This is a genomic window from Streptomyces sp. NPDC031365 (assembly GCF_055569765.1).
The window spans coordinates 15963-27887 of sequence record NZ_JBVIIM010000048.1 but is presented as its reverse complement, the minus strand read 5'-3'; the positions used below and the strand labels follow the sequence as shown (position 1 = coordinate 27887).

At 70.6% G+C, this 11925-nt stretch carries 6 protein-coding genes; 2 read left to right on the top strand and 4 right to left on the bottom strand.

The annotated features are described in order from the left end of the window. Window positions 1-144 precede the first annotated feature (144 nt). The 3 genes from ACZ5C2_RS37105 to ACZ5C2_RS37095 form a co-directional block, all read right to left on the bottom strand. Window positions 145-5100 (bottom strand): NAD-glutamate dehydrogenase, encoded by a 4956-nt coding sequence (locus tag ACZ5C2_RS37105; RefSeq protein ID WP_468801146.1) that lies wholly within the window; start codon window positions 5098-5100, stop codon window positions 145-147. Between the two features lie 646 nt (window positions 5101-5746). Next, on the bottom strand, window positions 5747-6418 hold the full coding sequence (locus ACZ5C2_RS37100; protein WP_468801144.1) for an HAD family hydrolase: 672 nt from the start codon (window positions 6416-6418) through the stop codon (window positions 5747-5749). Window positions 6419-6464: 46 nt separating this feature from the next. Then, window positions 6465-6971, bottom strand: a complete 507-nt coding sequence (locus tag ACZ5C2_RS37095) for a DUF6912 family protein (protein WP_468801143.1) — start codon at window positions 6969-6971, stop codon at window positions 6465-6467. 546 nt (window positions 6972-7517) lie between these two features. Between ACZ5C2_RS37095 and ACZ5C2_RS37090 the strand changes: the two genes are divergently transcribed. Beyond that, the gene (locus tag ACZ5C2_RS37090) at window positions 7518-8114 is read left to right on the top strand and encodes an Rv3235 family protein (RefSeq protein WP_468801142.1); all 597 of its coding nucleotides are present in this window, start codon (window positions 7518-7520) and stop codon (window positions 8112-8114) included. A gap of 97 nt (window positions 8115-8211) precedes the next feature. Here ACZ5C2_RS37090 and secA read toward each other — a convergent pair whose 3' ends face one another. Then, window positions 8212-11058 carry a preprotein translocase subunit SecA gene (secA, locus tag ACZ5C2_RS37085; RefSeq protein WP_468801141.1) on the bottom strand — a complete coding sequence of 949 codons (2847 nt, stop codon included), beginning with the start codon at window positions 11056-11058 and terminating at the stop codon, window positions 8212-8214. A 280-nt stretch (window positions 11059-11338) separates the two neighbouring features. Here secA and ACZ5C2_RS37080 point away from each other — a divergent pair, with 280 nt between their 5' ends. Beyond that, on the top strand, window positions 11339-11908 hold the full coding sequence (locus tag ACZ5C2_RS37080) for a GNAT family N-acetyltransferase (RefSeq protein WP_468801140.1): 570 nt from the start codon (window positions 11339-11341) through the stop codon (window positions 11906-11908). The last annotated feature ends 17 nt before the right edge of the window (window positions 11909-11925 follow it).

Genomic DNA, 11925 nt, shown 5'->3' with positions numbered 1-11925 from the left:
CCCCCACCCCCTCTCCCCCCCCCCCCCCCCCCCCCCCCCCCCCCCCCCCCCCCCCCTCCCCCCCCCCCCCCGCCCGCCCCCCCCCCCCCCCCCCCCCCCCCCCCCCCCCCCCCGCCCCCGTTCGCGTGCTACGACGTGCGCCGGCTACGAGTGCGACCGCAGCAGCGTCCGCATCGTCCGCATCGCCACCGACAGGTTGGCGAGATCGAACGCGTCGGAGCCGTGGATCTCCTCCAGAGTGGTGCGGGCCCGGCCCAGCAGGGCCGCGTTCTTCTGCTCCCACACCTCGAAGCGCTGCTGCGGCGACGTCGTGCCGTTGCCCACCGCCAGCACGTCCGCGGTCACCGCCGCGTGCGCCGCGTACAGGTCCTCGCGGATCGCCGCGCGGGCCATGGACTGCCAGCGGTCGGCGCGCGGCAGCTCGGTGATGCGGTCCATCAGCTGGGTGATGCGCAGCCGGTCACCGAGGTCGTAGTACACCTCGGCGACGTCCATCGGCTCCTTGCCCATGCGGTCGGCCACCGACACGATGTCGAGGGTCGGGAAGGCGGAGGAGAATCCGGCGACCCGGGTGGCGAGCTCGTCCGGGACGCCGACGGCGCTCAGCTCGTCGTAGATCTTCTGGTACCAGTCGAGGTCCGCGCCGCGCAGCAGCTTCGGCAGCTGCGCCCAGACCTGCTCGACGCGTTCGGCGAAGAACTCCACGGTCTCCGCCAGCTCCAGCGGCTGCGGCCGGTTGTTGAGCAGCCAGCGCGTGCCGCGCTCGACCAGGCGGCGCGAGTGCAGCCGGATCCGGGTCTGGACCGCCGCGTCGACCGTGTTGTCGAGTGCCTCGACCCCGTCCCACACCACCGAGGAGCGGAAGATCGCGCGGGCCGCGGTCTGCGCCCGGACGATCTCCTCCAGGGATGCCCCGGTCTCCTCGCGCATCCGGTGCAGATACGTCGTACCGCCCGTGTTGACCGTGTCGTTGACCAGCACCGTCGTGGTGATCTCGCGGCGCAGCGGGTGGCTGTCGATGTGCTCCCGGAACTCCTCGCGCAGCGCCGTCGGGAAGTAGGCGTGCAGCAGCCCCTTCAGATACGGGTCGTCGGGCAGCGAGGTGTGCAGCAGCTCGTCGGCGACCGTGATCTTGGTGTAGGCGAGCAGGACGGCCGTCTCCGCTCCGGTCAGACCCTGCCCGGCGGAGAGCCGCTCGCGGATCTGGCGGTCGGTGGGCAGGAACTCCAGCGCCCGGTCCAGATGACCCTCGCGCACCAGGTGCTTCAGGAAGCGCTGCTGCGCGTGCATCATGTCGTTGGACTGGGCCAGCGCGTTGGCGATGGCCGTGTTCTGCGCGTAGTTGTTGCGCAGCACCAGGGCGCCGACCTCGTCGGTCATCTCGGCGAGCAGCTTGTTGCGCTGCTTGACGGTCATGTCGCCTTCCTTGACGAGACCGTTCAGCAGGATCTTGATGTTCACCTCGTGGTCGGAGGTGTCCACACCGGCGCTGTTGTCGATCGCGTCGCTGTTGAGCCGGCCGCCGTGCAGCGCGAACTCGATCCGGCCGAGCTGGGTCATGCCCAGGTTGCCGCCCTCACCGATGACGTCGACCCGCAGGTCCTTGCCGTCGACGCGGATGGCGTCGTTGCCCTTGTCACCGACGTCGGCGTTGGACTCGGTGGACGCCTTGACGTACGTACCGATGCCGCCGTTCCACAGCAGGTCCACCGGGGCCGTGAGGATCGCCTTCATCAGGTCCGCCGGGGTCATCTTGGTGATGCCGGGGTCGATGCCGAGGGCCTCGCGGACCTGCGAGTTGACCGGGACGGACTTGGCGCTGCGCGGGAAGATCCCGCCGCCGACCGACAGCAGCTCGGTGTTGTAGTCGGCCCAGGAGCTGCGCGGCAGCTCGAACAGGCGGCGGCGCTCGGCGTAGGAGACGGCCGCCTCGGGGCTCGGGTCGATGAAGATGTGCCGGTGGTCGAAGGCGGCGACCAGGCGGATGTGCTCGCTGAGCAGCATGCCGTTGCCGAACACGTCACCGGACATGTCACCGATGCCGACGACCGTGAAGTCCTGGGTCTGGGTGTCCACGCCCAGCTCCCGGAAGTGCCGCTTGACGGACTCCCAGGCGCCGCGGGCGGTGATGCCCATGCCCTTGTGGTCGTAGCCGGCCGAGCCACCGGAGGCGAAGGCGTCACCGAGCCAGAAGTTGTAGGACTCGGCGACCTCGTTGGCGATGTCCGAGAACTTCGCGGTGCCCTTGTCGGCCGCGACGACGAGATAGGTGTCGTCCTCGTCGTGCCGGACGACGTCCGCCGGGTGCACGACCTCGCCGGCCACCATGTTGTCGGTGATGTCGAGCAGCGCCGAGATGAACGTCTTGTAGCTGGCGATGCCCTCCGCCATCCAGGCGTCACGGTCGGCGTTCGGGTCGGGCAGCTGCTTGGCGACGAAGCCGCCCTTGGCGCCGACCGGAACGATGACGGTGTTCTTCACCATCTGTGCCTTGACCAGGCCGAGGATCTCCGTACGGAAGTCCTCACGGCGGTCCGACCAGCGCAGCCCGCCGCGCGCGACCTTGCCGAAGCGCAGGTGCACGCCCTCGACGCGCGGCGAGTACACCCAGATCTCGAACGCCGGGCGCGGCGCGGGCAGGTCGGGGATGGCCGTCGGGTCGAACTTCATGGAGACGTAGTCGTGCGGCGCGCCGCCGCTCGCCTCCTGGAAGAAGTTGGTGCGCAGCGTCGCCTTGATGACGGTGAGGAAGGAGCGCAGGATGCGGTCCTCGTCGAGGCTCGCGACCTGGTCGAGGGCGGCGTCGACCTCCTCCAGCAGGGCGTCCACCAGTTCGTACCCGGCGCGCTGCCGGTCCGGGGACATCCGGGCCTCGAACAGGGAGACGAGCAGCCGGGTGGTGTGGACGTTGTGGCGGAGGGTGTCCTCCATGTAGTCCTGGCTGAAGGTGGAACCCGCCTGACGCAGGTACTTGGCGTACGCGCGCAGCACCATGGCCTGCCGCCAGGTCAGCCCGGCGCTCAGCACGAGGGCGTTGAACCCGTCGTTCTCCGCCTTGCCGGTCCAGGTCGCCGCGAAGGTGTCCTGGAACCGCTCACGGGCGTCGTCACCGAGGTAGTCCACGCCGCCGCCCGGCGCCTTGGGCATGCGCAGACCGAAGTCGTAGATCCAGGCCACGCTCCGGTCCGAGCAGCGCAGCTCGTACGGCCGCTCGTCGACGACCTCGACGCCGAGCCGCTGGAGCACGGGCAGCACCGCTGAGAGGGAGACGGCCTCCCCCTTGCGGTAGATCTTGAAGCGGCGCTCCTCGGGGGCGGCGCCCACCGGCTCGTACAGGCTGAGTTCGAAGTCCCGCTGTTCGTCGAGCAGTTCGACGCGGGCGAGGTCGGCGACCGCGCTGCGCGGGGAGTGGTCGGCCTTGTATCCCTCGGCGAACGCGCCGGCGTAGCGGCGCAGCAGCTCAGCGGCGCGCTCCTCGCCGAACTCGGCGTTCAGCGCCTCGGCGAAGCCGTCGGCCCAGGAGCGGGCGGCCTCGACGAGCCGGGCCTCGATGCGTTCCTTGTCGGCGTCGGACAGCTCCGGCAGTTCGGTGCCCTGCGGGACGCGCACCACGAAGTGCAGCCGGGAGAGGACCGACTCGGTGTTCCACGCGGTGAAGTCGACGCTGATGCCGCCGAGCTCCTCCTTGAGGATGTCGATGATCCGCAGGCGCACACCGGTGGTGTAACGGTCGCGCGGCAGGTAGACGAGGGCGGAGTAGTAGCGCCCGTACTCGTCCTGGCGCAGGTAGAGCCGCAGCCGGCGGCGCTCCTGGAGGTAGAGCACCGAGGTGGCGATCGACTGGAGCTCGGCGGCCGGGGTCTGGAACAGCTCGTCGCGCGGGTAGGTCTCCAGGATCTGGAGCAGGTCGCGCCCGTCGTGGCTGTGCGGGGTGAAGCCGGCCCGCTCCAGGACCTCCTCGACCTTGCGGCGGATCACCGGCACCCGGCGCACGGACTCGGTGTAGGCGGCGGACGAGAACAGTCCGAGGAAGCGCCGCTCGCCGACGACGTTGCCGTCCGCGTCGAACTTCTTGACGCCGATGTAGTCCAGGTACGAGGGCCGGTGCACGGTGGCCCGGCTGTTGGCCTTGGTCAGCACCAGCACCTTGTGCTCGCGTGCCTTGGCGCGGGCGTCGGCGGGCAGCCGTTCGAAGGACGGGCTGACCGGATGGCTCTCGTCCTCGGCGTGGTGCGGGTCGGAGCGCAGGATGCCGAGGCCCGTGCCCGGGACGGCGGCCAGGGAGTCGTCCGCGCGCAGCTCGTACTCGCGGTAGCCGAGGAAGGTGAAGTGGTCGTCGGCGAGCCAGCGCAGCAGCTCGCGTGCCTCCTCGACCTGCGGTGCGGGCAGGTCGGCGGGGACGGGCTCGTCGGCCAGCGCCTCCGCCAGCGCGGTCGCGGCCTGGCGCATCTTGCCCCAGTCCTCGACGGCCTCGCGGGCATCGGACAGAACGCGCAGCAGATCGGCGGTGATCTGCTTGAGGTCGCCGCGGTCGGTCTCGCGGTCGATCTCCACATGGATCCAGGACTCGACGTGCGCGTCGTGCGGAAGGTCGCGCGTGTCCTGGGGGAGGTCGCCGCCGACCGGGGCGGTGAGCATCTCGATCAGCTTGCCGGTCACGTCACGACGGACCACGATCTGCGGGTGGATGACGACGTGGATTCCACGGCCCTGGCGGGTCAGCTCGTTGGTGACGGAGTCGACCAGGAAGGGCATGTCGTCGGTGACGACCTCGACGACGGAGTGGCTGCACGTCCAGCCGTTCTCCTCGACGGTCGGGGTGTGGACCCGGACGCTGGCGGTGCCCTGGGGGCGGCTCTCGGCGAGCCGGTAGTGCGAGACAGCGGCTCCGAAGATGTCGACCGGGTCGCGGTCGGTGAGGTCCTCCGGGGCGGTGTGCAGGTAGTAGCGCTGGAGGAACTCGAGCACGGTGTCCCGGTCGGGCATGCCCTTGTCCGTCGTCCCAGTCGGCGGCAGTTTTCCCCCGGCCGGGCTGTTCTCAGCTACCCGGGCGGCCCTGTCGAGCAGCTCGGCCTTGGCTTCGTCCAGCTTGGTCTGCATGGTCCTCTGGCTCCTGTCGCGCGCCGTTGCGTGACGTAGAAGGAAGTACGGTCTCCGACCCTGTGGTGCGGCGGTACGACACGGGGTGTCCGGTCTGTACCGACGCTATGCCGCAAGGTGAGAGGTACGCGGGCTTCTCGGCCGAATTGAGTGCGCCTGGCGGGTGTGACTCTGCTCTCCGTGACGCACACCCCCCTGGGGTGCGCCGCGTCCCGTGCCGCCCGCGAAGATCAGCGACTGCCACCCGGTCACGGATGTCCTCCGTGCTCGCCGGGCGCAGAGCAGGGGCACCGAGGCCCCCGCGAGCTATCGCGCTGATCACGCCACCCAGGCTATCGCTCCTCACAGGGGGCCCGTCATGAGCCGTATGTGTACAAAACCGGGGCCCGAACTTTGACGTTCTGCACAGTGCGCTTTCCCCGCCGGCCTCAGATCACTCCCTGCCCGTGAGCACCCCTGCGCCACTGCGGCCACGGGGAGGCCGGAACCGGGGCCGGCGCCGGAGGCCCAGGAGCGGAGCGCCGCAGGCACAGGAGCCGCCCGGGAGCGGAGCGCCGGGAGCGGAGGCCCGTCCGGAGCCGGTGAGTCCGGAGCCTGGGACGCCGCCGGTGCCGGAGGCCGTTTCGTCCCCGCGGGAGCCTTTCGGTCAGGCCGTCGCCGCCAGGCGTTCCGCCTCCGTCACGGCTTCCCGCAGGGTGTCCACCACCGGGACCCCTATCGCCTCCAGGCTGGTCCGCGCGTGGGAGCCACCGGTGTACAGCACGGCCCGCGCTCCCACGTGCCGTGCGGCCAGCGCGTCATCGGCCGCGTCGCCGATCACCACGGTGCGGGCCGGGTCGACCCCGGTCAGCGCGCCGAGGTGGCGCGCCATGTGCTCCGTCTTGCTGCCCCCGGACGGTCCGGTCCGCCCGTCGACCCGTATGAAGTGCGCCTCGATCCCGAACCCCTGCACCAGCGGGACCAGGTCGTCGTGCCCGTACATGCTGAGGATCGACTGGCTGCGGCCGGCCCCCGCCCATCCCGCCAGCAGATCCACCACACCCTCGGCGAGCCCGCACCGCACCCGGTGCTCCGTGTAGTGGCGGTGGAAGGTGCTGTCCATCAGCTCCCACTCGGCCTCGGTCGGCAGCCGCCCCATGAGCCGCTCGTAGAACTTCGGCACCGGCACGCAGTACAGCTCCCGGTACCGCTCCAGCGTGAGCGGTGGCAGGCCCAGCTCGGCGAACGCCGCGTTCGTCGCCCCGATGACCGCGTCGACATCGTGGAACAGTGTGCCGTTCCAGTCCCAGACGATGTGCGCGTCCGTGTGCATCCCCATGCCCAGAAAAATACCCGCCGCCACTGACACTCGGCAGACCCGCGGCTCAGCCCACCAGGTGGGGGATCTCCTGGGTGGCGTACCACAGCAGCTCGTGGTCCTCCGCCCCGTCCACGACGAACCGCGCGTCGTCGTCACCGCCGTCCGCCGCGGGCAGCGCGTCCGCCGCGGCCGCCACATCCGCCTCCGCGTCCGCCGCGTCCACGTGCACCGCGGCCGCCTTGCCCAGCCGTACGGTCCCGGCGACCCGCACCTCACCGAGCGCGGCCGGGTCGAGGCCCCGGCCGGGGTCCGTCCGGGCCGCGCCGTCGGACACGTCGACGGCGACCACGACCCGGCGCCGCGGCGCACCGACGTCCCCCGCCAGCAGCCTCAGGGAGGCCAGCGCGGCGCGGCTCAGCGCGGCGTACTCCAGCTCCTCGATGTCGTCGGAGACGTACCACTCGCGCAGCGCGGGCGTCACGGCGTACGCGACGAGCGGCCCCTCACCCAGCTGACCCGTCCTGTACGCCTCGGCGAGCCCGGGGAGGGTCAGGGGGACGTAGACACGCATGGCCAGCCGCTTTCGTGTGATCGGGAACTTCGCAAGGTCCTTCAGGATACGTCCCGGCGTCCCCCATCGAGTTCCCGCCCGCGCCCCCGGACACGTCACCTTCCGTCCCGGAAGTCACCCGGCGCGCCCGCCCGGGTACGGGCCCGACGGCCCGCCGATCACTCGGATAAGTGAATGCTCCAACCATCCCGACCCGCCCCCGCTCTCCTTGCCCCCGCCCTCCACCACCCCGTACAAGATCCCCAACCAAGAAGTTACCGCCCGGTATCTCCCGGCTCCCCCGCCGGCCCGGGCCGATCGAACGGGGTTCCCATGAACAAGGTCATGACCAGACGCCGCCCCACCCGCACGGAACGGCCCACGCCCGCCCAGGGCCACCCGTCCCCACCGGCCCGGGTCCTCTCCTCCGAGGCAGGCCCGTCCCCCACCACCACGCCGCCCCGCCGGTCCGCGGCAGGACCCGCGCCGTCCTCCACACCTGCCGGAGACCGGCCGTCCCCGGCAGGCGGGACGGCTCACGCCCCTTCTCCCGACGGAATCCGCCCGTTGCTCACCGGGACCACCCCGCCCCGCACCCCCGCCGTCAGAACCGCCCCCACTTCCTCTCCCGGCGGGCGCCGGCCGACCGGCCCGGGCGTCCCCCGGCGGCCCGCCGACAACCGCCCGGTGGGCCGCGCGGGCCGGGGACCTGCGTCCCCGCTGGCGTCGGGCCGGGGCACCCGGACGGCGCCGGGGGCCGACCGCACCCAGGCCGTCGTCCCGGGGGTCGCCGGCCGGCCCGTCCGTCGGCCCGTCGTTCCGCCGCCCCGGCCCACCGACCGCTTCGCCGAGCTGCTCCTCGCCGTCCTCAGCGGGCAGCGCCCCGTGCACGCGATGCTGCGGCACACGGCCGGCCAGGCCTACGACGAACTCGTCCGGCTCGCCGAGCGCGGGCCGCTGCGCACCCGCGGGGCCCGCCCCGTCGTGCGCGACATCGGCTACTTCGAGCCCCGCGAGGGCGCGATCGAGGCGTTCGCCCGGGTCGGCGCCGGGGACAGGGTGCGCGCCATGGCCTTCCGCCTGGAACGGGGCCGTGATCTGCGCTGGCGCTGCACCGCCGTGGAGCTGGGCGGCCCCCGCCCGCACCGCGTGGGCGGCCGCTGAAGTCCCGTCCCACGCCCGAGGGCCGGACACCCTGGGGTCCCTGGGGTGTCCGGCCCTCGGCCTGCTCACTGCCGCTCCGTCGCCGCGGCGGCACGGCTCACTTCTTGCGGCGACGCCCGCCCCGCGCCTGCTTGCGGCGCTCCGCACGCGTGAGCCCGTCCGCCTCGGAGCGCACCGGCTCGTCGTCGGTGGCGAAGTCGCCCTCGACGGTGCCGCCCTCGCCGTCCACCGTCGGCGCGGAGAAGTGCAGGTTGCGCCGCTGCGGGGCGTCGAGCCCCTTGGCACGGATCTCCGGGCGGGGCACCGCCTGCGCGGGCACCGCGTCCTGCTTCTCCAGGTCCGCCACCGGCTTGACGTCCTCGACCGGGACCTCCTCGACCTGCTGCTCGACCTGGACCTCCAGGTTGAACAGATAGCCGACGGACTCCTCCTTGATGCCGTCCATCATGGCCGTGAACATGTCGAAGCCCTCGCGCTGGTACTCGACCAGGGGGTCCTTCTGCGCCATCGCGCGCAGGCCGATGCCCTCCTGGAGGTAGTCCATCTCGTAGAGGTGCTCGCGCCACTTGCGGTCCAGGACCGACAGCACGACCCGGCGCTCCAGCTCGCGCATGATCTCGGAGCCGAGCTGCGCCTCGCGGGCCTCGTACTGGGCGCGGACGTCGTCCTTGATGGACTCGGAGATGAACTCCGCCGTCAGCCCGGCACGGTCGCCGACCTCCTCCTCCAGCTCCTCGACGGTGATACTCACCGGGTAGAGCTGCTTGAACGCGCCCCACAGACGGTCCAGGTCCCAGTCCTCGGGGAAGCCCTCGGCGGTCTCCGCCTGGACATAGGCGTCGATGGTGTCGTCCGTGAAGTGCTGGATCTGCTCCTGCAGGTCCTCGCCCTCCAGTACCCGGCGCCGCTCGCCGTAGATGACCTCGCGCTGCCGGTTGAGGACCTCGTCGTACTTCAGGACGTTCTTACGCGTCTCGAAGTTCTGCGTCTCCACTTGCGACTGGGCGGACGCGATCGCGCGCGTGACCATCTTGTTCTCGATCGGCACGTCGTCCGGCACGTTCGCCATGGACATCACGCGCTCGACCATCTGGGCCTTGAACAGCCGCATCAGGTCGTCACCGAGCGACAGGTAGAAGCGGGACTCGCCGGGGTCGCCCTGACGGCCGGAACGACCGCGCAACTGGTTGTCGATCCGGCGCGACTCGTGCCGCTCGGTGCCGAGGACATAGAGGCCGCCGATCTTCTCGACCTCGTCCTTCTCGGCCTTGACCGCCTCCTCGGCGCGCTTGATCGCCTCGGGCAGGGCGTGCGCCCACTCCTCGATGTGCTCCTCGGGGTCGAGTCCGCGCTGGCGCAGCTCCGCCTCGGCGAGGTCCTCGGGGTTGCCGCCGAGCTTGATGTCCGTGCCGCGGCCCGCCATGTTGGTGGCCACGGTGACGCTGCCCTTGCGGCCGGCCTGGGCGACGATCGACGCCTCCCGCTCGTGCTGCTTGGCGTTCAGCACCTCGTGCTGGATGCCGCGCTTGCTGAGCTGCTGCGAGAGGTACTCGGACTTCTCCACCGACGTCGTGCCGACGAGGATCGGCTGGCCCTTGCCGTGCTTCTCCTCGATGTCGTCGACGACCGCCTCGAACTTGGCGACCTCGGTGCGGTAGATCAGGTCGGACTGGTCCTTGCGGACCATCGGCCGGTTGGTCGGGATGGGCACCACGCCGAGCTTGTAGATCTGGTGGAACTCTGCGGCCTCGGTCATCGCCGTACCCGTCATGCCGGACAGGCCCGGGACTTCCTTGCCGTTGTGGTCGTGGCGCTTGTAGAGACGGAAGAAGTTCTGCAGCGTGATCGTGGCGAGCGTCTGGTTCTCGTCCTTGATCGGCACCGCTTCCTTCGCCTCGATGGCCTGGTGCATGCCCTCGTTGTAACGGCGGCCGGCGAGGATACGGCCGGTGTGCTCGTCCACGATCATGACTTCGTCATCGATGATGACGTAGTCCTTGTCCTTCTTGAACAGCTCCTTGGCCTTGATGGCGTTGTTCAGGTAGCCCACCAGCGGGGTGTTCACCGACTCGTACAGGTTATCGATGCCCAGCCAGTCCTCGACCTTGGCCACACCGGACTCGTGGATGGCGACCGTGCGCTTCTTCTCGTCGACCTCGTAGTCGCCGGTCTCCTCGATGCCCTTGAGCGGGTTGCCGGGCTCACCGCGCTTGAGACGCTTGACCAGCTTGGCGAAGTCGCCGTACCACTTGGTGGCCTGGTCGGCCGGGCCGGAGATGATCAGCGGCGTACGGGCCTCGTCGATGAGGATCGAGTCGACCTCGTCGACGATGGCGAAGTTGTGGCCGCGCTGGACGAGCTCCTCCTTGGACCACGCCATGTTGTCGCGCAGGTAGTCGAAGCCGAACTCGTTGTTCGTGCCGTACGTGATGTCGCAGGCGTACTGCTCGCGGCGCTGGGCCGGCGTCATGTTGGCCAGGATGCAGCCGACGCTCAGACCGAGGAAGCGGTGGACGCGGCCCATCGTCTCGGAGTCGCGCTCGGCCAGGTAGTCGTTGACCGTGATGATGTGGACGCCCTCGCCGGACAGGGCGTTCAGATACGCGGGCAGGGTACCGACGAGGGTCTTGCCCTCACCGGTCTTCATCTCGGCCACGTAGCCCATGTGGAGGGCGGCGCCGCCCATCATCTGAACGTCGTAGTGCCGCTGGCCCAGGGCGCGCTTGGCGGCCTCGCGGACGGTGGCGAAGGCTTCGGGCAGCAGGTCGTCCAGGCTCTCACCATCGGCGTACCGCTGCTTGTACTCATCGGTGAGGGCCCGCAGCTCGGCGTCGGAGAGGCCTTCGAAGTCCTCTTCGATGGAGTTGACCTGGTCCGCGATGCGGTGCAGCTTGCGCAGGATTTTGCCTTCGCCTGCACGCATGATCTTCGAGAGGACGGACACGGGGGTTGGTCTCCTTGCCGGTCGGGCCTGGGACGGTCGGTTTCCATTTCACTGACTGAGCAACGGCCATCGTATGCGAGGACCCCGCCACGCCGGGAGGCCTGCCGCAGGGGTGACCGCCGGCTGCTTCCCATCCGTTTCACGACTGCCTCGGAAGAACAACGTCCGACGGCGTCGGATGGTGCCGCGCCGACCCGACGCATTGTACGAAGGGTGATCACCGCCTCACACCTGGCGAGAGGGATGGCGCGCCTTGCCGCCGCGTGAGCAGAATCGCCCGATGGAACCCGTCTCGCTCACCACCGACCGTCTCCTGCTGCGCAACGTCGGCCCGCGGGAGACCGATGCCGTGTACGCGATCTGCCAGGACCCGGACATCCAGCGCTGGACCACGATTCCCTCGCCGTATCTGCCCGAGCACGCGCGGGGGTTCACCGAGCAGATGGCCCCCGACGGCTGGGCGAACGGTTCGATGTTCACCTTCGGTGTCTTCCTGCCCACCGAGGAGCTGACGGGCATGCTCAGCATCACCATGCGGTCCCTCGGTACGGGCGAGATCGGCTTCTGGGGAGCGAAGGAGCACCGCGGCAACGGATACGTCACCGAGGCCGCCGTCGCCGCCTCCCGCTGGGCGTTCACCCGGATGTCGGTCGACCGCGTGGAATGGCGCGCGGAGGTCGGCAACGTCGCCTCCCGCGCGGTGGCGGAGCGTGCGGGCTTCACCATCGAGGGAGTCCTGCGCTCCTCGATCAACAACAAGGGAGTGCTGCGGGACTGCTGGGTGGGCTCCCTGCTCCCGTCCGACCTGGGACTCGCGTCCACGGCGCCGTACGTGCCGGGGCGCGGGTGATGCCCGGGCCCTCCGTG